Origin of the sequence: Streptomyces sp. NBC_00091 (genome assembly GCF_026343185.1) — a bacterium.
GTDB lineage: Bacteria > Actinomycetota > Actinomycetes > Streptomycetales > Streptomycetaceae > Streptomyces.
In genome coordinates this window covers 438,156-460,946 of the sequence record NZ_JAPEMA010000004.1, presented here as the reverse complement: position 1 = coordinate 460,946, position 22,791 = coordinate 438,156, and the positions used below count along the sequence as shown (strand labels likewise).

Annotated in this window: 16 protein-coding genes and 1 pseudogene; 8 read left to right on the top strand and 9 right to left on the bottom strand. The window is 70.3% G+C overall.

Going from position 1 to position 22,791, the window contains the following annotated elements:
* The first annotated feature begins 150 nt into the window (after positions 1-150).
* The 4 genes from OOK34_RS35160 (at position 151) to OOK34_RS35145 (ending at position 7,959) form a co-directional block, all read left to right on the top strand.
* Positions 151-1,164 carry a LacI family DNA-binding transcriptional regulator gene (locus tag OOK34_RS35160; protein WP_267036533.1) on the top strand — a complete coding sequence of 338 codons (1,014 nt, stop codon included), beginning with the start codon at positions 151-153 and terminating at the stop codon, positions 1,162-1,164.
* Positions 1,165-1,195: 31 nt separating this feature from the next.
* Complete coding sequence (locus OOK34_RS35155; protein ID WP_267036532.1) at positions 1,196-3,415, top strand: glycoside hydrolase family 3 N-terminal domain-containing protein; 2,220 nt, start codon at positions 1,196-1,198, stop codon at positions 3,413-3,415.
* The gene (locus OOK34_RS35150; RefSeq protein WP_267036531.1) at positions 3,412-4,908 is read left to right on the top strand and encodes a glycoside hydrolase family 43 protein; all 1,497 of its coding nucleotides are present in this window, start codon (positions 3,412-3,414) and stop codon (positions 4,906-4,908) included. The genes OOK34_RS35155 and OOK34_RS35150 overlap by 4 nt, the downstream gene beginning before the upstream one ends.
* 324 nt (positions 4,909-5,232) lie before the next feature.
* Complete coding sequence (locus OOK34_RS35145; protein WP_267036530.1) at positions 5,233-7,959, top strand: beta-L-arabinofuranosidase domain-containing protein; 2,727 nt, start codon at positions 5,233-5,235, stop codon at positions 7,957-7,959.
* A 106-nt stretch (positions 7,960-8,065) separates the two neighbouring features.
* On the opposite strand, the gene OOK34_RS35140 is transcribed toward OOK34_RS35145, so the two are convergent.
* On the bottom strand, positions 8,066-9,097 hold the full coding sequence (locus tag OOK34_RS35140; protein ID WP_267036529.1) for a LacI family DNA-binding transcriptional regulator: 1,032 nt from the start codon (positions 9,095-9,097) through the stop codon (positions 8,066-8,068).
* A gap of 117 nt (positions 9,098-9,214) precedes the next feature.
* Between OOK34_RS35140 and OOK34_RS35135 the strand changes: the two genes are divergently transcribed.
* The 3 genes from OOK34_RS35135 (at position 9,215) to OOK34_RS35125 (ending at position 13,270) form a co-directional block, all read left to right on the top strand.
* Positions 9,215-10,186 carry a glycoside hydrolase family 6 protein gene (locus tag OOK34_RS35135; protein WP_267036528.1) on the top strand — a complete coding sequence of 324 codons (972 nt, stop codon included), beginning with the start codon at positions 9,215-9,217 and terminating at the stop codon, positions 10,184-10,186.
* A 45-nt stretch (positions 10,187-10,231) separates the two neighbouring features.
* Positions 10,232-11,455: a glycoside hydrolase family 6 protein gene (locus OOK34_RS35130; protein ID WP_267036527.1), complete on the top strand. Its 1,224-nt coding sequence runs from the start codon at positions 10,232-10,234 to the stop codon at positions 11,453-11,455.
* 375 nt (positions 11,456-11,830) lie between these two features.
* Positions 11,831-13,270 (top strand): endo-1,4-beta-xylanase, encoded by a 1,440-nt coding sequence (locus tag OOK34_RS35125; RefSeq protein ID WP_267036526.1) that lies wholly within the window; start codon positions 11,831-11,833, stop codon positions 13,268-13,270.
* 81 nt (positions 13,271-13,351) lie between these two features.
* Here OOK34_RS35125 and OOK34_RS35120 read toward each other — a convergent pair whose 3' ends face one another.
* The 4 genes and pseudogenes from OOK34_RS35120 to araD form a co-directional block, all read right to left on the bottom strand.
* Complete coding sequence (locus OOK34_RS35120; RefSeq protein WP_267036929.1) at positions 13,352-13,654, bottom strand: cellulose-binding domain-containing protein; 303 nt, start codon at positions 13,652-13,654, stop codon at positions 13,352-13,354.
* Between the two features lie 213 nt (positions 13,655-13,867).
* Positions 13,868-14,967: pseudogene (locus OOK34_RS35115) on the bottom strand (glycoside hydrolase family 9 protein); the annotation flags it as partial.
* A 13-nt stretch (positions 14,968-14,980) separates the two neighbouring features.
* A complete protein-coding gene (locus tag OOK34_RS35110) occupies positions 14,981-15,523 on the bottom strand; it encodes a cellulase N-terminal Ig-like domain-containing protein (protein ID WP_267036525.1) in 543 nt (180 codons plus the stop codon).
* Positions 15,524-15,600: 77 nt separating this feature from the next.
* Positions 15,601-16,338, bottom strand: a complete 738-nt coding sequence (gene araD / locus OOK34_RS35105; RefSeq protein ID WP_323183528.1) for an L-ribulose-5-phosphate 4-epimerase AraD — start codon at positions 16,336-16,338, stop codon at positions 15,601-15,603.
* A 339-nt stretch (positions 16,339-16,677) separates the two neighbouring features.
* Between araD and OOK34_RS35100 the strand changes: the two genes are divergently transcribed.
* Positions 16,678-17,736, top strand: a complete 1,059-nt coding sequence (locus tag OOK34_RS35100) for a LacI family DNA-binding transcriptional regulator (RefSeq protein WP_267038217.1) — start codon at positions 16,678-16,680, stop codon at positions 17,734-17,736.
* 141 nt (positions 17,737-17,877) lie between these two features.
* On the opposite strand, the gene OOK34_RS35095 is transcribed toward OOK34_RS35100, so the two are convergent.
* The 4 genes from OOK34_RS35095 to OOK34_RS35080 form a co-directional block, all read right to left on the bottom strand.
* On the bottom strand, positions 17,878-19,002 hold the full coding sequence (locus OOK34_RS35095) for an aldose epimerase family protein (RefSeq protein ID WP_267038216.1): 1,125 nt from the start codon (positions 19,000-19,002) through the stop codon (positions 17,878-17,880).
* 106 nt (positions 19,003-19,108) lie between these two features.
* A complete protein-coding gene (gene yjfF / locus OOK34_RS35090) occupies positions 19,109-20,131 on the bottom strand; it encodes a galactofuranose ABC transporter, permease protein YjfF (RefSeq protein WP_267038215.1) in 1,023 nt (340 codons plus the stop codon).
* Entirely contained in the window at positions 20,128-21,231 is a 1,104-nt protein-coding gene (locus OOK34_RS35085; RefSeq protein ID WP_267038214.1) for an ABC transporter permease, read from the bottom strand. The genes yjfF and OOK34_RS35085 overlap by 4 nt, the downstream gene beginning before the upstream one ends.
* Positions 21,228-22,787 (bottom strand): sugar ABC transporter ATP-binding protein, encoded by a 1,560-nt coding sequence (locus OOK34_RS35080; protein WP_267038213.1) that lies wholly within the window; start codon positions 22,785-22,787, stop codon positions 21,228-21,230. Before OOK34_RS35080 ends, OOK34_RS35085 begins: the two co-directional genes overlap by 4 nt.
* Positions 22,788-22,791: the final 4 nt, after the last annotated feature.

The window sequence follows — 22,791 nt, the reverse complement described above, 5'->3', positions numbered from 1 at the left end:
AACGCACGGGCCCCCGGTCAAGCTTTCTTACTGATTTCCCTTTGGCAGCAGCGCACTTGGAGCTTGACAACCTGGTCGCGCCGACTGGAAACTCTTCGAAAGTTTGCGATACCTGTCGTCAGCCCAGAACGTCCGCACAGAGGAGAGAAGTTGAGCGAGCAGCGTCCGACCCTGGCCCTCATCGCCGCGGAGGCAGGGGTCTCCCAGGCCACCGTGTCGAAGGTGGTCAACGGCCGCTCCGATGTCGCACCCTCGACACGCGAACGGATCGAGGGCCTGCTGCGCTCCCACAACTACCTCCACCCCGGCGGGCAGGCCAGGGCCCGCAGGTCCGGCCTGGTCGACCTGATCATCGGTGGTCTGGACAGCGCGTGGGCGGTGGAGATCCTGCGCGGCGTCGAGGCCGAGTGCGCCCAGCGGAGCGTCGGCACCGTCGTGTCGCTCGTCCCGCCGGGCGAAGCCACGCCGTCGAGCTGGGCCGCCCTGCCGGTCCTGCACCACAGCGACGGCGTCATCCTCGTCACCGCCTCGGTCACCCAAGCCCAGCGTGCCCAGGTCGAACAGGCCGGGGTGGCGCTGGTGGTCATCGACCCGATCGACCTGCCGGGCAACGGCGTGCCGAGCATCGGCGCGACCAACTGGGCGGGCGGCCTCGCCGCCACGGAGCACCTGCTGGAGCTGGGGCACCGCCGGATCGGCGCGATCGGCGGGCGCAAGGAGATGCTCTGCAGTCAGGCCCGCATCGACGGATACCGCGCCGCGCTGGAGCGGGCCGGGATCGAGGTCGACCGCGACCTGATCCGGTTCGGCGACTTCCAGCACGAGGGCGGGTTCCAGCGCGCACGGGAACTGCTCGCCCTTCCCGAGCCGCCGACCGCCATCTTCGCCGGCAGCGACCAGCAGGCGATGGGCGTCTACGAAGCCGCCCGGCAGGGCGGGCTGAGCATCCCCCAGGACCTCAGCGTGGTCGGCTTCGACGACCTGCCGATGTGCGAATGGCTGTCACCGCCGCTGACGACGGTGCGCCAGCCGCTGGAGGAGATGGGCCGGCTCGCCGCCCGCACACTCTTCCAGCTCCTGGACGGTCAGCCCCTGGTCAGCCCCCGGATGGAGCTCTCGACCGAGCTCAAGGTCAGGCTCTCCACCGCCCCGCCCCGTCTCTAGGTCGTGTCGTCGAAGTCCCTAGGAGAACTCCTTGACCGAGCCCTGGCGTGACCCCCTCATACCCGTGTCCGTACGAGTCGCCGATCTGCTGAAACGAATGACGCTGGAAGAGAAGGCGGGTCAGCTCACCGGCTTCTGGGCGCTGCCGTCGGATCCGGGCGCACCGGTCGCGCCGATGGAGGACGATTCGGGCGAGTCCGCGCCCGGCCTGGACGACATCGTCGCCCACGGCCTCGGCCAGCTGACCCGGGTGTACGGCACCGCGCCGATCGCCGTGGAGGCCGGGATGGAGCGGCTCGCCTCGCTCCAGCGGCAGGTGACCGGATCCGGCCGGTTCGGGATCCCGGCGGTCGCTCACGAGGAGTGCCTGACCGGGTTCATGACGTTCGGAGCCACGGTCTTCCCCGGGCCGCTGGCCTGGGGCGCATCCTTCGATCCCGGGCTCGTGCGCCAGATGGCCTCCGCCATCGGCGCGGGGATGCGGCAGGTCGGCGTCCACCAAGGGCTGGCCCCGGTGCTCGACGTGGTCCGCGACTACCGATGGGGCAGGACCGAGGAGTGCATAGGCGAGGACCCCTACCTCGTCGGAGCGATCGGCACCGCCTACGTGCAGGGCTTGGAGGGCGCCGGGATCGTGGCGACGCTCAAGCACTTCGCCGGGTACTCGGCCTCACGCGGCGGCCGGAACATGGCCCCCGTCTCCTCGGGGCCGCGCGAGTTCGCCGACGTACTGGTCGAGCCATTCGTACGGGCACTGCGCGAGGGAGGCGCCCGGTCGGTGATGAACAGCTACACCGACGTGGACGGAGTCCCGGTGGCCGCCGACGAACGGCTGCTGACCGAGCTGCTCAGGGGTGAGCTCGCTTTCAGCGGTGTGGTCGTCGCCGACTACTACGCCGTCTCCTTCCTGGAAACCCGGCACGGTGTCACCGGATCGCGGGGCGCGGCCGGCGCGCTGGCGTTGACCGCCGGAATCGACGTCGAGCTGCCCACGGCCCGCTGCTACGGCGAGCCGCTGACCGAACTCGTCCGGTCGGGAGTCGTGTCCGAGGAGCTCATCGACCGGGCCGCGGAACGGGTCCTGCTGCAGAAGGCCGAGCTCGGCCTGCTCGACCCCGGCTGGGAACCCGTCAAGCCCGAGCCGGTCGACCTCGACCCGCCGGAGAACCGGGCACTGGCCGGGCTCCTGGCCGAACGGTCCACCGTGCTGCTCGCCAACGACGGCACCCTGCCGCTGCGGCCGTGCCGCGTGGCGATCAGCGGGCCGTACGCCGACGACCCCCAGTCCTTCCTCGGCTGCTACTCCTTCCCCAACCACGTCGCGCTGCCCGGCGACCTCGGGCTGGAGATCCCGACGCTCGGCGAGGCGCTCACCGCTGCCGGGTTCACGGTCACCGCGGACGATCCGGACGTGAACGTGCTGGTGCTCGGGGACCGGGCCGGCATGTTCGGCCGGGGCACCTCCGGCGAGGGCTGCGACGCCGAGACCCTCGACCTGCCCGGCGACCAGGCCGCGCTCGCCGACGCCGTTCTGGACGCCGGGGTGCCGACCGTTCTGGTCCTCGTCTCCGGACGGCCCTACGCACTCGGCACGCTGGCCGAGCGCGCATCGGCCGTGGTGCAGGCCTTCTTCCCCGGCGAGGAGGGCGGGACGGCGCTGGCCCGGATCATCAGCGGGGCCGCGGAACCGTCCGGGCGGCTGCCCGTCTCCATCCCCCGCCAGGCCGGCGGCCAGCCCGGCACCTACCTGCACGCGAGGCTCGGCGGGCACACCGACTGGAGCTCGGTGGACCCGACCCCGCTGTTCCCCTTCGGACACGGGCTGAGCTGGACCAGCTTCACCTGCTCGGAGTTGTCGGTGGATCCCGTTGCCGCGACGGACGGGGCCGTCTCCGTTTCGGTCACCGTACGCAACGTCGGCGAGGTGGCCGGGACCGAGGTGGTCCAGCTGTACCTCTCCGATCCCGTGGCGTCCGTCGTCCGGCCGCAACGGTGGCTCGCCGGATTCGGCAGGGTCGAGCTGCAGCCGGGCGCGGCCGCCCGGATCACCTTCTCCGTCCATGCCGACCGGACCTCTTTCACCGGGCTCGACCTGCGCAGGAGAGTGGAGCCCGGGGAGATCGGCGTGGCCGTCGGACGGTCCAGCGGCGACCTGCCGCTCCAGGGCTCCTTCACTCTGGAGGGCCCCGTACGCCACCCGGCGGCCGACCGGGTGCTGTCCGTGCCGGTCGAGATCGTCCCGGTTCCATGACCACGTCCTGCGATGATCCCGTCTTCGGTGATCCCGTGCTGCCCGGGTTCCGGCCCGACCCGTCCGTCTGCCGGGTGGGAGCGGACTACTACCTGGTGACGTCCAGCTTCGAATGGTTCCCGGGCCTTCCCGTCTTCCACAGCCGCGATCTCGTGAACTGGCGGCGCATCGGCTCCGCGCTCGACCGAGCGTCGCAGCTCGACCTCGACGGGTGCGAGCCCTCACGGGGTCTGTTCGCACCGACGATCCGGCACCATGAGGGGGTCTTCCATCTCGTCTGCACACTGATGGACGGCCCCGGCCATTTCGTCGTCACGGCGACCGACCCGGCGGGGCCGTGGTCACAGCCGATCTGGCTGGACGGCGAGGGCTTCGACCCGTCGCTGTTCTTCGACGACGGTCCGGACGACGGCGATGGCGACGGGGGCGGCGGCAGCCGGGCCTGGTTCACCGCCGCCCGCGTGCTGGACGAGGCCGGCGGCCGCACCGCGATCTGGATGCGCGAATACCTTCCCCACGAACGACTGCTCACGGGACCGGAGCACGTCCTGTGGTCGGGAAGCCACCCGGGCGCCCGATGGTCGGAAGCCCCGCACCTCTACAAGATCGACGGCAGTTATCTTCTGCTCACCGCCGAGGGCGGCACCGATGTGGACCACAGCGTGGTGGCCGCCCGCGCCGACCGCGTGACCGGCCCCTACGAGGGCGCCCCCGGCAACCCGGTGCTCCCACCCGCCAAGGGGCCGGTCACCTGCACCGGGCACGCCGACCTCGTCCAAACCCCGTACGGCGACTGGCGGGCCTTCCTTCTGGGCGTCCGCCCGGGCTCCGCCCTCGGCCGCGAGACCTTCCTCAGCCGGATCACCTGGGACGACGGCTGGCCGGTCTTCTCTCCCGTCGACCACACCGACCTCCGCCGGCCCCTCCACGACGACTTCGCCACCCTCGCCGCCGACTGGAGCACCCTGCGCACCCCACCCGCGCGGTTCTGGACCACCGGCGACGGACTCCGCCTCCAGCTCCGCCCCGAACACCTCGGCGAACGCACCGTCCCGTCCCTCCTGGCCCGCCCCCAGGAACAGCCCGACTGCGACGTCTCCACCGAACTGCACTTCGTCCCCGCCGCACCGGACGAAGAGGCAGGCCTCGCCGTAGTCCTCGACGACGACACCCATCTCCTCTTCCTTCGCACCACGGAGGGACTCAGCCTCCGCCACGGGCCCGAGATCCTGGCCGGCGTTCCCGTCCCGCCGGGCCCCGTTCGCCTGGGGGTCCGCATCCGCGGCTTCAGCCACACCTTCGCCCACGCGGCTCCGAACGGCGCCTGGGAGGATCTGGCCACCATCGAAGCCACCTTCCTCACCCCGCTGTTCACCAGTGTCCAGCTGGGCCTCTACGCCACCTCCAACGGCCGCCCCTCCACCAGCCAAGCCCACTTCACGTGGTTCGACATCACGTACCCGAGCCGGCAGGAACCGCCAGGCAGGCCCTGACGTCACTGACGCCGCGACCAGGTGGCGGTCCGCGTCCGCCACCTGCCGCCTCGCACCTCACCTCCCGCCCAGTCGACCCCCATTGACCTCGGTGTACCTGGCCGCGATGCACGCCGCCGGAGCGGATCGATCGCCTGGAGCAGCTGCGCGCGGTGCGCGGGACAGCCTTGTCGGCACCGCCCGACGGAGGTATTGACACGTCAATTGTGAGCGTTAACACTCATGCGCAGCAGGCAGCCGCAGCACCGACCTCGCAACCGCCGGTCGAAGCCCAACAGCCCTTGTGCGCGGCGCCCTTATCTCTCACAGACCACGGAGTTCGCCATGCCGGTTCCCCCCTTAAGCCGCCGCGCCGTGATCAAGGCGACCGGCGTCGCGGCCGTGGCCGCGGCTGTCGGCCCCGTACTGAACACCGTCTCCGCCACGGCGCAGACGCCCCCGGTCAGGTCCGACGTCGGAGTGTCGACGTTCCCGTTCGACCTGGGTCAGGTCCAGCTCACCAGCAGCCGCTGGCTCGACAATCAGAACCGCACCCTGGCCTATCTCCGCTTCATCGACGTCGACCGCCTGCTGTACAACTTCCGCGCCAACCACCGGCTCTCCACCAACGCCGCGGCCCCGACCGGAGGATGGGACGACCCGGCGTTCCCCTTCCGCACCCACGTGCAGGGCCACTTCCTCACGGCATGGGCCCAGGCCTACGCCGCGGTCGGGGACACCACCTGCCGCGACAAGGCCGACCGCATGGTGGCCGAACTCGCCAAGTGCCAAGCCAACAACTCCACCGCGGGCTTCTCCGCCGGCTACCTGTCGGGCTTCCCCGAGGCCGACTTCACCAGCCTCGAAGCAGGCACGCTGAACAACGGCAACGTCCCGTACTACTGCGTCCACAAGACCATGGCCGGTCTGCTCGACGTGTGGCGCCTCATCGGCAACACGCAGGCCCGCGACGTGCTCCTCGCGCTCGCCGGCTGGGTCGACCGGCGCACCGCCGCGCTCAGCCAGAGCAAGATGCAGTCGTTGATGGGCGTCGAGTTCGGCGGCATGAACGAGGTGCTGGCCGACCTCCACCAACAGACCGGCGACGCACGCTGGCTGGCCACCGCCCAGCGGTTCGACCATGCCGCGGTCTTCGACCCCCTCGCCGCGAACCTGGACCAACTGAACGGTCTGCACGCCAACACGCAGGTGCCCAAGTGGATCGGAGCCGTCCGCGAGTACAAGGCCACCGGGACGACCCGCTACCGCGACATCGCCGCCAACGCGTGGAGGATCTGCACCACCTCGCACACGTATGCCATCGGCGGCAACAGCCAGGCGGAACACTTCCGGGCCCCGAACGCCATCTCCGGCTTCCTCGCCCCCGACACCTGCGAGCTCTGCAACTCCTACAACATGCTCAAGCTGACCCGGGAACTGTGGCAGCTGGACCCCGGCCGGGCGTCGTACTTCGACTTCTACGAGAAGGTGCTGCTCAACCACGTCATCGGCGCCCAGAACCCGGCCGACCCGCACGGGCACATCACCTACTTCACCCCCCTCAACCCGGGCGGCCGCCGCGGCAAGGGCCCGGCCTGGGGCGGCGGCACCTGGAGCACCGACTACGGCACGTTCTGGTGCTGCCAGGGAACGGGCATCGAGTCCAACACGAAGCTGATGGACTCCATCTACTTCCACGACGGCAGCACCACCCTCACCGTGAACCTGTTCCTCCCCTCCGTCCTGGACTGGACCCAGCGAGGCATCACCGTCACCCAGACCACCTCCTACCCGGCCGACGACACCACGACGCTCAAGGTCACCGGCGGCGTCGGCGGGACCTGGTCGATGCGCGTCCGCATCCCCGGATGGACTTCGGGCGCCACCGTCAGCGTCAACGGCGTCGCCCAGACCGTCACGGCCAGTCCGGGCACCTACGCCACCCTCACCCGGTCCTGGGCCTCCGGCGACACCGTCACCGTGAAGCTCCCCATGCGCGTGGCCCTCCAGGCCGCCAACGACAACCCCGCTGTCGCGGCGATCACCTACGGCCCCGCCGTCCTCGCCGGCAACTACGGGAGCACCACACTGTCCTCCCTCCCGGCCCTGGCCCCCTCCTCGATCACCCGGACCAGCAGCACCTCCCTCGCCTTCACGGCCACCGCCAACGGAACGAAGGTCGACCTCGCCCCGTTCCACGACGCCCAGGGCTTCAACTACACCGTCTACTGGCGGACCGACACCGCCGGCTTCCGTCTCGTCAACGCGGCCAGCGGACTCGTCCTCGGCATCCGGGACATGTCGACCGCCGACGGGGGCCTCGCTCTGCAGTGGACCGACACCGGCACCACCGACCACAACTGGGTCCTCATCGTCGACGGCGCCGCACTGCGCCTGCGCAACGTCAACAGCGGCAAGGTCCTCGGCGTGCAGGGCATGTCCACCGCCGACAACGCCCCGATCCTCCAGTGGGCCGACACCGGCACGGCCGACCACCGGTGGACCGTCGTGGACGCCGGCAACGGCTACCACAAGGTTCGGAACGTCCACACCGGCAAGCTGCTCGGCATCGAAGGCGGCTCCACCGCCAACGGCGCCGCAGCCGTACAGGTGCCCGACACCGGCGCCCCCGCCGGCCAGTGGCAGTTCGTCCCCGACGGCGCCAGGCGCATCCAGAACGTCGCCAGCGGGCGGGTCCTCGGTGTGCGGGACATGTCCACCGCCGACGGCGGCCTCGCCATCCAGTGGGACGACAACGGCACCGCCGACCATCTCTGGACGGCCGTAGTCGACACCGGCGGCCACCTGCGCCTGCGCAACTCCCACAGCGGCAAGGTCCTCGCCGTGGAGAACGGCGACACCGCCAACGGCGCCCGGATCGTCCAGTGGGCGGACAACGGCACCGCCGACCACCGGTGGCGCCTGCGCCACGGCGGCGGCGACACCTTCAGGATCCAGTGCGCCAACAGCAGCCGCGTCCTCGGCGTCTCCGGCGCCTCCACCGCCCAGGGAGCACATACCGTTCTCTGGGACGACAACGGCGCCAACGACCACCTGTGGCGATTCATCTGACCCGGCGCCGAGTCTCCCGATCGCCACGGGCCGATCGCGGCGACGGGAAATCGAGTGGGAGGCGCTCCCGTCAGATCGGGCCGGCCCTGCCGGAAGCGCCCGCTGATCAGGCCGACGCGGGCAGATCGGGAGCGGACTCGCGCACGGTCAGGCGGGTCGGGAGGATCAGCGGGGTGGGGCGGTATCCTTCGATGGCACTGACCAGCATCCTGGCCATCTCCTGGCCCAGCGCCCGCACCGGCTGATGGACCGTGGTCAGCGGCGGGCTGGTGTGCCGGGCGCTCGCCAGGTCGTTGAAGCCGATCACCGCGACATCCTCGGGCACCCGGAGGCCCCGTTCCCGCAAGGTGCGCAGAGCGCCGATGGCCATCGCGTCGGAGGCCGCGAACACCGCGTCGGGATCGGAGTGCGCCCGGAGCAGTCGCTCCATCGCCTCCGCGCCGCCGTCCTCGGTGAACTGCCCGGGCTCGACCCCGAGAAGCGGCAGGCCGGACAAGGTCAGCCCCTCGGTGAACCCCTGCTCCCGCGTGACTGCGGCCCTGGCGTCCATCTGTCCGGTGATCATGACGGGCCGTCGGCGGCCCGTGCGCGCGAAGTGCTCGGCGGCCAGGCGGGCACCGCCCCGGTTGTCGGCGTCCACGTACCACGTGGGCTCGCCGGTGAGCGGGAGTCCGCCGAAGACGACGGGGAGATCGACCTCCTCTCCCAGGCGTCCCAGCGGATCGTCGCCGCGCAGCGCCATCAGCATGACGCCGTCGGCCCGGCGGGAGCGCAGCAACCGCTCGAACCTCTCCCGGCCGCGCGGGGTGTTGGCCAGCAGCAGGATCAGTTCCAGTTCGGTCTGCTCCAGCGCCGCGCTGACGCCGACGATGACCTCCGCGAAGAACGGGTCCGCGAACAGCCCCGGCTCGTCGCTGGAGACCGCCAGCACCACCGCTCCGACCCGGCGGGTCGCCAGGGCCTGCGCGGACGGATTGGGCACGAAATCCAGCTCGCGCACCGCCCGTTGGACCGCCTCCCGCTTGGCGCGGCTGACATGCGGGGCGTTGTTGATCACCCGGGAGGCCGCCGTGCGCGACACGCCGGCTCGTGCGGCCACCTCGTCGAGGGTCGGCATGCGCTTGGGTGACGGCTCCATGGAAGAACTGCTCCTCGACGACCCCAATCATCCCATCAGCGCGATCCGACCCCACACCAAAACTGGAAGCGCTTCCACTTCCCCACCCCCACCCCCACCCCCACCGGAGGAAGAACCATGCGCAAGTCCGTCCGAGCCGCATCCGTCCTGCTGGCCGGTGCCCTCGCCACCGGTCTCGCCCTGATCAGTGCCGGCCCGGCGTACGCCGCGGACCCGACCACCATGACCAGCGGCTTCTACGCCGACCCCGACAACTCCGCCCTGCGGTGGACCAACGCGAACCCCGGCGACGGGCGGGCGGCGGCGATCCGGACGTCCATCGCCAACACCCCGGCAGCCCGCTGGTTCGGGAACTGGAGCGGCGATATCGGCACGGCAACCGGCGCCTACGTCGGCCGCGCGGACTCCTACGACAAGCTGCCGATCCTGGTCGCGTACAACATCCCCCACCGGGACATCTGCGCCGGTCACTCCGGCGGCGGCGCGGGGAGCCGGGCCGCGTACGACGCCTGGATCGCCGCCTTCGCCAGTGGCATCGGCAACCGCCCTGCCGTGGTCGTCCTGGAACCCGACGCGCTCGGCCACGAGAGCTGCATGACGGCTGCTCAGATCGCGGAGCGCAACGCCATGCTGAAGAACGCGATCGACCAGTTCAAGGCCAAGGCACCCAACACCTGGGTCTACCTCGACGCCGGGAACCCCGGCTGGGTCGACGCCTCGACCATGGCGCGCCAGCTCGCCGCCGCCGGTGTCGGCGGGGCACGCGGCTTCGTGCTGAACGTCTCCAACTACTTCACCACCGACCAGAACACCTCCTACGGCAACGCGGTCAACTCCGCCCTGGGCTCCTACGGCTACACCAAGCCGTTCGTCGTCGACACCAGCCGCAACGGCAACGGTTCCAACGGCCAGTGGTGCAACCCCGCAGGCCGCCGGATCGGCACTCCCAGCCAGCGCGGCGGCGGTGCCGAGATGCTGCTGTGGATCAAGGTCCCCGGCGAGTCCGACGGCAACTGCGGCGTCGGGGCCGACTCCTCGGCCGGACAGTTCCTGCCGGAGGTCGCCTACAAGATGATCTACGGCTACTGACCCCCCTTCCCTCGCCGAAGGGCGAACCCCTACCGAAGGAACCCCGTGCGCATCCCGCTGCACCGATTAGCCCTGGCAGCGAGCGCACTCACACTGCTCCTCGGCGCCGCCGCCCCGGCCTCTGCCGAGGCGAGCTCCGCGCCGGACTCCCACACGCTTGCGACGAACACCCGCTTCCACGTCGATCCCGACAGCGACGCAGCCCACCAGGCCGTCACCGACTTCCTTCACCGGGACTTCGAGGGCGCCAAGTCCATGGCGAAGCCAGCTAGTTGGCCAGAGGCTGCCTGGTTCACCGCCGGCACCCCGGAGCAGGTCGAATCCCGCGTACGCGACCTGGTGCGCCGCGCCGAGCGAACCCGGACGGTTCCCGTCCTGGTGGCCTACAACATCCCGCTGCGCGACTGCTCCCAGTATTCCTCCGGCGGTGCGCAGTCGGACGCCGAGTACCAGGCCTGGATCAGCGCCTTCGCCCGGGGGCTCGGCCGCAGCAAGGCCGTCGTCATCCTCGAACCGGACGGGCTGGCCAACCTCTCCTCCGACTGCGGTCCCGGCAGCGACCCCACCGGCGCGATCACCACAGGACGCTTCGCCGACCTCAACCACGCGATCGACGCCCTGGGGCAGCAGCCGAACAGCGTCGTCTACCTGGACGCCGGCAACAGCCACTGGCGCAGCGTCGGCGACATCGCACAACGCCTCCTCCAGGCCGGCGTCACCCGCACCCAGGGCTTCTCGCTGAACGTCTCCAACTATCTGGCCACCGGCCTGTCCACCCACTACGGCACCTGGGTCTCCCAGTGCCTGTGGTTCGCCACCAAAGGCCCGGACTGGGCCAGGGGGCACGCCGACTGGTGCGCGAGCCAGTACTACTCACCCGCAGCACCGAACGACGGGCAGCCGGGAAACTCCGTGAACGTGGACGATCCGTCCACGTGGCACTGGACCGACCGCTGGTTCCAGCAGAACGTCGGTACCCCGCCCGCGGGCAAGTACAGCGGCGACCCGCAAACCTGGTGCAACGCCCCGGGTCGCGGCGTCGGCGACCGGCCGACCGCGAACACCGGCGTCCCGCTCGTGGACGCCTACCTGTGGATCAAGACCGTCGGCCAGTCCGACGGCCAGTGCAACCGCGGCATCCCGGGCGGCACCATCGACCCGGAGTACGGCATCGTCGATCCCGCGGCCGGCGTGTGGTGGCCGGAGCAGGCCAAGTCCCTCGTCCGGAACGCCAATCCCGCACTGGGGTTCAACACGGTCGTGCGCTGACCGAGGCCGCCGTGACCAGGCGGCCATTCCCGGCGATGCCGACTGAAGGAAATGCTCGTTTACAGCTTTCCGCCAGATCCCGATTGAATGGTCCTCATCGAAATACTTTCGATGAGGACCACTCAATGAAAAGGGACCACTAAGCGCCCCCGAGAGACAGATTCTCGAAATGCTTTCGAAACTCTTGACTTGTTTCGGCGGGGTTTCCAGACTGATGGCCGAGGCGGTGTGGCCCGTCCGTGTCCGGTTCCGGGCGCCGTCCTCGGATCTCTACGCGCTCATGAGCGTCCCTTTCCCATGGACGCGGGCGTCGTTCACGCGGATTCACCATGCCGCGATCCAACCCTTCCGCGATTTCTTTCTGGAGGCTCATTCATGGGCTCACAAGCCATTCCCCCACCCACCATCCGCCGGAAGACCAGCGTCCTGTGTGCGGCCCTGGTCGTCGGCGTCCTCGGTGCGGCCGCCGCGCTGGTGGCGCCGACGTCACACGCCGCCGAGAGCACGCTCGGCAGCGCGGCGACGCAGAGCGGCCGGTACTTCGGTACCGCCATCGCCTCGGGCAGGCTGGGCGACTCGGCGTACACGACGATCGCCGGCCGCGAGTTCAACTCGGTGACGCCCGAGAACGAGATGAAGATCGACGCCACCGAACCCCAGCGTGGCCAGTTCAACTTCGCCGCGGGTGACCGCGTCTACAACTGGGCGGTGCAGAACGGCAAGCAGGTGCGCGGCCACACCCTGGCCTGGCACTCCCAGCAGCCCGGCTGGATGCAGAGCCTCAGCGGCAGCACGCTGCGCCAGGCGATGACCAACCACATCAACGGCGTGATGGCCCACTACAAGGGCAAGATCGGCCAGTGGGACGTCGTGAACGAGGCCTTCGAGGACGGCACTTCAGGAGCCCGGCGCGACTCCAACCTGCAGCGCACCGGCAACGACTGGATCGAAGTCGCCTTCCGCACCGCGCGCGCCGCCGACCCGGCCGCCAAGCTCTGCTACAACGACTACAACGTCGAGAACTGGACCTGGGCCAAAACCCAGGCCATGTACGCCATGGTCCGGGACTTCAAGCAGCGCGGCGTGCCGATCGACTGCGTCGGCTTCCAGTCGCACTTCAACAGCGACAGCCCCTACAACAGCAACTTCCGCACCACCCTGCAGAGTTTTGCAGCCCTCGGCGTCGACGTGGCCGTCACCGAACTCGACATCCAGGGTGCCTCGGCCACGACCTACGCCAACGTGACCAACGACTGCCTGGCCGTCCCGCGCTGCCTCGGCATCACCGTCTGGGGGGTGCGCGACACCGACTCCTGGCGACCGGAGCACTCGCCGCTGCTGTTCAACGGTGACGGCAGCAAGAAGGCCGCCTACTCCTCCGTCCTCAACGCGCTCAACGCCGGATCCTCTACTCCCACTCCGACCCCTTCGCCCGGTTCTGGACAGATCAAGGGCGTCGGGTCGGGCCGCTGCCTGGACGTGCCCGGTGCCAGCACCACCGACGGCACCCAGGTCAACCTGTGGGACTGCAACAACCGCACCAACCAGCAGTGGTCGCACACCGCCGCAGGCGAGCTCAGGGTCTACGGCAACAAGTGCCTGGACGCCGCCGGCACCGGCAACGGCACCAAAGTCCAGATCTACAGCTGCTGGGGTGGCGACAACCAGAAATGGCGCCTCAACTCCGACGGATCCATCGTCGGAGTCCAGTCCGGCCTCTGCCTCGACGCCGCCGGCAACAACACCGCCAACGGCACCCTGATCCAGCTCTACTCCTGCTCGAACGGCAGCAACCAGCGCTGGACCCGTACCTGACGACCTGCCATGGAGTGGAGCCGGGACGATCCTGGCTCCACTCCGTCGTCCATCGCCGGGTGGGCGTGACGTGACGATCGTTCAGGAGCAGAGTGCTCCGTTGAGCGTGTAGCGCGCCGGCACGGCGTTGGTGCCCGAGTACGTCGCCTGGAAGCCGAAGCTCACGCTGCCGCCGGGTGCCAGTGTTCCGTTCCATCCGGTGTCCCGGGCGGTGACCGTGCTGCCCGGCTGGCTCACCGTGGCGTTCCAGCCGTTGGTGATCCGCTGGTCACCTGCGAAGCTCCAGCCGATGGTCCACCCGGATACCGCCGAGGTTCCGGTGTTCTTCACCGTCACCGTCGCCGTGAAGCCGTTGCCCCAAGCGTTGTCGATCCGGTACGCCACCGCGCAGGAGGCCGCCGAAGCGTCGTCGTCCGCCTCCGTCGCCGTGAACGTCGCCGACTGCACGCCAGGACCACCGACCGCGAGCGTCGCGCTGCCCGACGACGCGTCGGGGTCCTGCGCGGCGAGGACCGAAACCTGCTGCGGCGTCGCCCAGTACGAGCCGACGTCGTCCACGTAGCACGCCGCCGGTGCGCAGCCCGCGAGCTTCTCCTTGGCCACCGGGTCCTCCAGCCCCGCGTTCGGTCCGCCCGCGAAGGATCCGGCCGGCGGGTGCGGCAGCGAGGCGTCGTTCTGGTGTGCCCAGAACCGGTGGTGCTGGTTCGCGGGGTAACGATCGCCGTAGCCGGTGACGTAGGAGAGGTCGAGTGCGTTCCGGCCGAGCAGGTAGTCCAGGGACTCCAACGCTCCTGCCCGGTACCGTTGTTGACCGGTGAGCTCGTATGCGACGGCCAGCACGATCGCGTTGTTGGTGACGGAGCTGTTGGAGCCCCACACGTACCCGGTGGCGGGGAGCGACACCGCGTAGCCCTGTCCGGCCATGGTGGACAGGTGGCCATCGGCGGCCGTGGTCAGCAGGCCGCGGAGCCGGGCCACGTCGTCGGCGGGCAGGGCCACGCCGGGGACGGTGGCGAGGGTGATCCGGCCGGGCGTCGCGGTGCCGCCCCACCAGAATCCGTCGACGGACTTGGTGTGGTGCGCAGAGGAGGCGACGGCGTCCCGGTACTGCGACTCGCCGGTGGTGGCCAGGAGTTCCACCGCCGCCCAGTAGAACTCGTCGGAGACGTCGGCGTCCTCGTACGCACGGCCGCCGGCGTTGTCGGTCGCGAGAGCAAGCACGTTCGGGTTGACCTTGGCAGCCGTCCAGGCGCGGCGGGCCGCGTCCAGGCAGCGCGCGGCGAACGCGGCGTCGTACGGCTCGCGTACACCCGGGCACACTGCGCGGCCGAGGCCGCCAGGTTCAGCGTCGCGGCGGTCGACGGCTTGTGCAACTCACGCTGTTCGGCATCGAGTTCGGGCCGGGTCGGCAGGGCAGTCCACTTGGCGTCGTGTATCTTGTGGAAGGCCATCCCGGCCATCGGCTTCTCGGCCGGGACCTGCATCCGCAGCAAGAACTCCAGCTCCCAGCGGGCCTCGTCCAGCACGTCCGGCGTCCCGTTGCCGCGCTCCGGCACCCGCAGCGTCGCGTCGCCGAGCGCCGCTTCGCTGCCCGAACGGCGGGCCCGCTCGAAGGAGTTGACCATCTCCCAGACGGAGATGCCGCCGTTGACCACGTACTTGCCTTGGTCGCCCGCGTCGTACCAGCCACCGCGCACGTCCAGTTGGTAGTTAGTCGCACACCCCGGCCTGGCAGGGGACGCCGGTGTCGCCCTTGTTCGGGGCGACGCCCAGGTGCCCGGCGGGGCGGGCGTAGGCGCTGCCGCCCGCCAGAGTCGCGTCGATCGCAATACCGCTGCGCTGCTGGTAGAAGAACGACATGCTGTCGGCGCGCAGTCCGTCGTACAGCGATGCGGAGATGTCGAAGGGGTGGCTGCTCTGGCCGTCGACGACCAGGGTGAAGCCGGTGCCGGTGCCGGTGTACGCGCCGAAGTCCACCAGGTGCGTGGACTGGCCGGACGCCTGGTCGGACCCGCGCACCGTGGTGGCACCCGAGGCGGAGGCGTCGCGCAGTTGCCAGGCGAGCGGGGCGGTCGCGGAGCCGGCCACGGTGGCCCGCTTGGGGCCGTCGGGCAGGTAGCCGAGCTGGTTGACCCGTACAGGTGTGCCGGCAGCGGCTGCCGCGGTGGCGGCAGCCGCGACCGGAACGGTCAGGGCGGTCGTGGACAGGCCGCCGACGGCCAGCGCGAGGCCGGCGCCTGACGGACACGTCAAGTCACGGTCCGGAACCGGTAGTTGACCGCCCCCTTGATCCGAGAACAGGTCGCCACCTCCCGAGCCGGTGCGCGACTTCAGACGCCCGGGGCGTGAGGAGCGTTGCCGTAATAGGCATCCGGTCCGTGCTTACGGGTGAAGTGCCGCTCCAGCAGGTGCTTCGGCGGTTCGGAGGCTTCCCCGAGGCGGGACCCCAGTGCCAGCGTGTGCAGCGCCATCTCCGCCACGGCCTCGCAGACGATGGCGTTCTCCAGCGCCGCCTTCGCGGTGGCGCCCCAAGTGAAGGGTCCGTGTCGTGACACGAGCGCTCCGGGGACCTCGTCGGCCCGCCGGGGGTCGCCGTCGAGCCGGGCGACGATCACCTGTCCGGTGTTGTACTCGTAGTCCCGCGCGCACTGCTCGGCGGTGAGGTCCTCCGTCACGGGGACCGGCCCGTTGAAGGTGTCGGCGTGCGTCGTGCCGAGTACGGGGATCGGGCGGCGCGCCTGGGCGAAGGCGACGGCGTGCGTCGAGTGCGTGTGGGTGACGCCGCCGATGGAGGGGAAGGCCCGGTAGAGGCACCGATGGGTTTCGGTGTCGGTGGACGGCCTGAGGTGCCCCTCGACGACCCGCCCGTCCTCCAGTGCCACCACCACCAGGTCCTCCTCTGCGAGGTCGGCGTAGGAGACCCCGGACGGCTTGATGACGAAGACGCCGGCGCCTCGGTCCACTCCGCTGACGTTTCCCCAGGTGAGGGTGGCCAGACCGGCCTCCGGGATGCGCAGGTTGGCCGCGAGGACCTCGCGACGGAGGTCCCCCAGGAAGGTCTCGCTCACTGCGCTCTCACCGTCTCTCCGGCATGCGCGGCCGGCTTCTCCGGGACCGGCGTCCGGCAGGCCCCGCGGCCGCGCATGAGTGGGCTGGACTGATCGGGGGCCGCTCCAGGCATCACAGCTGGCCTACCTCAGCCGCCCCGATCAGATTGTGAGCGCTAACAAGCGGCAATCTCAAGAGGTACGAGAAGATTCCTGCCCACAACATGCGATCAACGCTGCATAATGTGAACGCCAACATCTATACCTGGTCGACAATCTTCCGGTCGGTCCGAGATGTGTGCGGGCCGCGGCTGGTTCGGTACCTTGAGGGAAGGCCGCTCGATGAGGAAAGGAAGAGAGTTGACCCAGCTCCCGGACGTCTCGCGAGCGCCCACGATGACGGACGTCGCGCGCGTCGCCGGCGTGTCCCATCAGACCGTTTCGCGGGTGCTCAGCGACCACCCGAACGTCAGCGCCAAGACCCGGGCCGCGGTGACTCAGGTCATCGAGCAGCTGGGGTACCGCCGCAACTCGGCGGCCCGGGCTCTGGCCACCCGCCGGACCCACACGCTGGGCGTCATCGCGGTGAACACCACTCTGCACGGGCCCGCGAGCACCGTGGCGGGAGTGCAGGAGGCCGCTCGGGACCGCGGCTACCTGACGTCCGCCGTCACGCTTCGGACCGCCACGCAGACAGCCCTCGCGGAAGCCATGCAGCACCTCGCCGGGTGGGGGGTGGAGGGGATCGTCGCCGTCACTCCGCAACGCGCCGCGGTGCGCGCCCTGGCGGCACTGGAAGCACCGTGCCCCGTGGTCACCGTGGAAGGCGGCCACACCCTCGACCTGCCGGGGGTGTCGCTGGACCAGAACCTCGGCGCCCGCATGATCACGGAGCACCTTCTCGCGTCGGGCCACGCCACCGTGTGGCACGTGGCGGGCCCCCCCGACTGGCTCGAGAGCGAGGCCCGCACACAGGGGTGGGAGGACGCGCTGCGCGATGCCGGCGCCGAGGTGCCGCCCGTGCTGCGCGGCGACTGGAGTCCGCTGTCGGGATACCAGGCCGGCCAGCAGCTGGCGGGGCGGGTCCTGGCATCACGAGGGCGGGGAGCCGGCCTCACCGCGGTGTTCGTCGCCAACGACCAGATGGCCCTCGGTGTCCTGCGGGCTCTGCGGGAAGCGGGCCTGCGGACGCCCGAGGACGTGGCGGTCGCCGGCTTCGACGACATCCCCGAGGCAGAGTTCTTCCCGCCCCCGCTGACGACGATCCGCCAGGACTTCGCCTCGCTCGGCCGCGACAGCATCGGGCTGCTCCTGGACCACATCGAGGGCAGGACCGACGAGTCGACGCACCTGGTGGTGGCGCCCGAGCTCATCGTGCGCGCCAGCACGGCCCGAAGGGTCGCTCCCCCCGGCGAATGACCCCCACGTGACCGGCGGTTGACCCCTCCTGCAGGGAGCCGGGCCCCGGGGGCACCTCGTACGGGGGAAGCCGGCGCAGGCACCAAAATCCGCTGTCCGGTGCCCCCCGGCACCGGACAGCGGCTACGGCCGCCGCCCCTCTCAGGCGGTGACCGTGGTGAAGCTGTGGATCGTGGTCGACCGGTACAGCTCGCCCGGGCGCAGGACGACCGTCGGGTAGTCGGGGCGGTTCGGGGAGTCCGGGAAGTGCTGGGTCTCCAGCGCGACCCCCGCGTAGGCGTGGTACGGCCTGCCTGCCTTGCCCGTGATGTCACCGGTCAGGCCTTGCGCGGTATAGACCTGGATGCCCGGTTCCGTGGTGCGCACCTCCATGCGGCGGCCGGATGCGGGGGCGTACAGCACAGCGGCCTTCCGAGGAGTGGCTCGCCGGGCGTCGTCGAGGACCCAGTTGTGGTCGAAGCCTCCGCCGGCGAGAGCCAGTTGCGCCTCCGTATGGGTCAGAACGTCGGAGAGGCGCCGGTGCCGGCGGAGGTCGAACGGGGTGTCGCTGACCGGGCGGTGAGGGCCGTCGGGGATCAACTCGGCGTCGACCGGGGTGTAGAGGGGGGCCGCGACCTGGAGGTGGTGGGCCAGGACGTTGCCGCGCCCCTCCCCTTCGAGGTTCCAGTAGGCGTGGTTGGTGAGGTTGACGATCGTCGGCGCGTCGGCGACCGCCTGGTACGACATCGTCAGGTTGTCGTCGCGGTCCAGTGTGTAGGTGAGGCGCACGTTCAGGGCACCGGGGAATCCCTGGTCGCCGTCGGGGCTGTGCAGGAACAGGCGGACACCGGTGCGGTGCGCCGAGTGGAAGGGTTCGCACCGCCACAGGCGCTGGTCGAACCCGTCGGGACCGCCGTGCAGTGTGTGCCCGGTCTCCTGGGTGGCGAGTTGGTGGGTGACTCCGTCGACGACGAGCCCGCCGCGCGCGATGCGGTTGGCGTAACGGCCCACCGTCGCACCGAAGTAGCGTGCGGAGCCCTCGCAGGCGGCGGGGTCGCGGGGCGCGAGCACCACGTCGGCGGTGTGGCCCCAGCGGTCCGGCAGGATCAGGGAACGGAGCCTGGCGCCGCGCGTGTGGACCTCGGCGCGGGCCCTGCCGGGGAAGCCGAACTGCCACCTCTCCCCCGTTCCGCCATCGTCCAGGCGCAGGGGGCGGGCCGTCCGCGGACAGGCGGCCGTCCGCCTGGGCTCGGCGGCCTGGTCGACAGATTCGTGTGCGTATTCCATGGCGGTATTCCCTGGAAGTCGGTCCACCGGAGGGCGCGCCGGGAAGCAGGCTGTGATCGCGGCACGCGAACGCGGTGGCTCGGGCTGATGGGCTGCGGGGCCGGAGTCAGTCGGCGGCAGGGCGGCGGCCGCTCATCAGGCGTTGCAGCACGATGAACACGAGCAGCAGGGCGCCGATGACGATCCGGGTCCACCAGGAGCTGAGCGTGCCCTGGAAGTTGACCACCGTCTGGATCGTGCCGAGGACGAGCACGCCGAGGGCGGTGCCCAGGACGAAGCCGGAGCCTCCGGTCAGCAGCGTGCCGCCGATCACGGTGGCGGCGATCGCGTCGAGTTCCATGCCCATGGCGTGGAGGGCGTAGCCGGAGAGCATATAGAAGGTCAGCAGCAGGCCGCCGAGTGCGGAGCACAGGCCGCTGACGGCGTATACGGCGATCTTGGTGGAGCCCGCCGGAAGACCCATCAGTCGTGCGGAAGACTCGTTGCCGCCCAGCGCGTACACGTTGCGGCCGAAGCGCGTGTGGTGGAGTACGACGAAGGCGATCACCAGCACGGCCAGGGCGATGACCACCGGGATCGAGACGAACAGTCCTCCCGGCCCGTACAGCCGGGTCTGTGCGATTCCGGCCGTGGTGGGGTCGCTGATCGTGATGGATTCGGTGCTGATCGTGTAGCAGAGCCCGCGGGCGAGGAACATGCCGGCCAGGGTGACGATGAACGGCTGGATCTCGAAGGTGTGGATGATCCAGCCCATGAGCGTCCCGCTCGCGGCGCCGACCAGCAGGACCAGTGGGATGACGGTGGCCAGGGGCCAGCCGTGCGACTCGACCAGCCAGGCGGTGAGCATGGTCGACAGGGCCACCATGGAGCCGACGGACAGATCGATGCCGCCGGTGAGGATGACGAAGGTCGCCCCGACCGCGACGACCAGGAGGAATCCGTTGTCGATCAGCAGGTTCAGTACGACTTGCGCGGAGAGGAAGCCCTCGTAGCGCACCGATCCGACGCCGAACATGACGGCCAGCAGGACGGCCGTGACGATCAGTGGGATACGGGTGCGGATGCGCGGGGACACGGTCGCGAAGGGACGGGTGAGTTGCGCGGCGGCGCTCGCGATGCCGGTACTCATGCGCGTACCTCCTGCTGCTGCGGGGCGGCGCCCGCCGTGGTGTGGGTTCGGGGAGTGGTCGTCCTGCGGCGGCGGCGCAGGACCTTGGCCCGGAAGACCGGGGACTGCACGAGGCAGACGACGATGACGACGAAGGCCTTGAAGACGAGGGTGGTCTCGGGTGGGACGCCGAGGCTGTAGACGGTGGTGGACAAGGTCTGGATGATCAGGGCGCCCAGCACGGTGCCGCCGAGGGAGAAGCGCCCTCCGGTCAGGGCGGTGCCGCCGACGACGACGGCGAGGATCGCGTCGAGTTCGATCCACAGTCCGGCGTTGTTGCCGTCGGCGCTGGAGACGTTGGAACTGATCATCAGCCCGGCGACGGCGGCGCACAGCGCGCTGAAGACGTAGACCAGGGCGAGGAGACCGCCGGCCCTGATGCCGACCAGGCGGCTGGCGGCGGGGTTGCCGCCGACGGACTCGATCAGCATGCCGAGTGCGCTGCGGCGGGTGACGAAGGCGGTGAGCGCGACGAGGGCGGCTGCCAGGAGGACGGCGAACGGGAAGGTCAGCCAGTAGCCGCCCCCGATCATCTTGTAGGGGGCGCTGGTCACCGTGACGATCTGGCCGTCCGTGATCAGCTGGGCGACGCCGCGGCCCGCGACCATGAGGATCAAGGTGGCCACGATGGGCTGCACCCCCAGCCCGGACACGAGGAAGCCGTTGGCGAGGCCCAGCACGAGGGCGACACCGAGCGCGAGGGCGACGGCCGTGAGCAGGGTGGCGACGCTGCCGGGTCGTGCGGCGGTGGAGATGTGCGCGCAGGCGAGCGCGCCGGCGATGGCGACGGTGGAACCCACCGAGAGGTCGATCCCGCGGGTGGCGATGACCAGGGTCATGCCGAGCGCCACCAGGATGAGGGGCGCACCGAACTGCAGGATGTCGATGAGGCTGCCGTAGAGGTGGCCGTCGCGTACGCGGACGGAGAAGAAGTCGTGGTGGAACGCGAGGTTGCCGAGGAGCAGGGCGAGCAGGATGAGCGCGGGCCACAGCAGGCGGTGGCCGGCCAGCCGTCTCCCGACCGCGGCGGCCGCCTCGGACTTGGCGGGCTGGGTGGTCATGAGTCCGTTCCGGTGGCGATGGTCGTGAGGAGGCGTTCGGGCGTGACGGTGTCGTCGTTCGCCAGGGTGGCCACCATGCGGTGGTCTCGGAGCACGGCGATGCGGTGGCTCAGGCGCAGGACCTCTTCGAGTTCCGCCGAGATGAACAGCACCGCGGTGCCTTCGCCCGCCAGGCGGGCCACGAGCTTCTGGATCTCTGCCTTGGCCCCGATGTCGATGCCCCGGGTGGGTTCGTCGAGGATCAGGAGCCGGGGTGCGGTCAGCAGCCAGCGCGCGAGGAGGACCTTCTGCTGGTTGCCTCCGCTGAGGTGGCGCACCTGCGCTTCGGGGTCGGCGGGGCGGATGTCCAGGGCTTCGATCCAGTGCCGTGCCAGTTCGTCCTGTTTCGCACGAGCCAGCGGCCTGGTCCAGCCGCGGGCGGCCTGCAACGCGAGGATGATGTTCTCGCGGACCGTGAGCTCGCCCACCAGTCCCTCGGACTTGCGGTTCTCGGAACAGAACGCGATGCCCCGGGCGATGGCGTGGCGGGGGGTGCGCAGGAGTACCTTCTTGCCCTCGATGCTCACGTCTCCGGAGTCCGCGCTGTCCGCGCCGAACAGGAGGCGCGCCACCTCGGTGCGGCCCGAGCCCAGGAGACCGGCCAGTCCGATGACCTCGCCGGCATGGATGTCGAGGTCGTACGGTTCGATCGAGCCCGTACGGGTCAGCTGTCGCGCCTGGAGGAACGGCTCGCCGGCCGCCCGTTCGGCCGCTTCCTCGTGGGCACGGCCGGACAGCTGGTCGAGGGTGGCCAGCTCTCCGCCGATCATGCGCTGCACCAGCGTCACCGGGGTGAGCTCGCCGATGGGGTACTCGCCTTCCAGGCGCCCGTTGCGCAGGATGGTGACGCGGTCACAGAGATCGAATACCTGGTCGAGGAAGTGCGTGACGAACAGGATGGCCACACCGCGGTCCCGCAGGCGCCGGACCAGGGTGAAGAGCTGGGCGACCTCCTCCCGATCCAGACTGGAGGTGGGTTCGTCCAGCACGAGCACCTTCGCCGAGACGTCCACCGCCCGGACGATGGCGACCAGTTGCTGCACCGCCAGGGAATGCGAATCGAGCAGACTGGTGACGTCCAGTTCGAGGTCCAGTTCCGTCAGCAGCTCGGCCGCCCGCTGCCGCATCGCGGACCAGTGGATGAGACCGAACCGGCGCGGTTCGCGCCCGATGAGGATGTTCTCGGCGACCGAGATGTTCGGGCAGAGGTTCACCTCCTGGTAGACGGTGCTGATTCCGGCCTGCTGCGCCTGGAGGGGGTCCGTGAACGCGTGGGGCCGGCCGTCCACGAGGATGGTGCCGCCGTCGGCGGGGTGGACGCCGGTGAGCACCTTGATCAAGGTGGACTTCCCGGCGCCGTTCTCGCCCATCAGGGCGTGCACCTCACCGGGGAAGAGCCGCAGGGCGACTCCGTCGAGGGCGAGCACGCCCGGGAACCGCTTGCGGATGCCGTGGGCTTCCAGGACCGGACGCGGGCCGCCGCCGCCCGTGGGCGGCGGGGTGGACGGAGATGCCATCCGC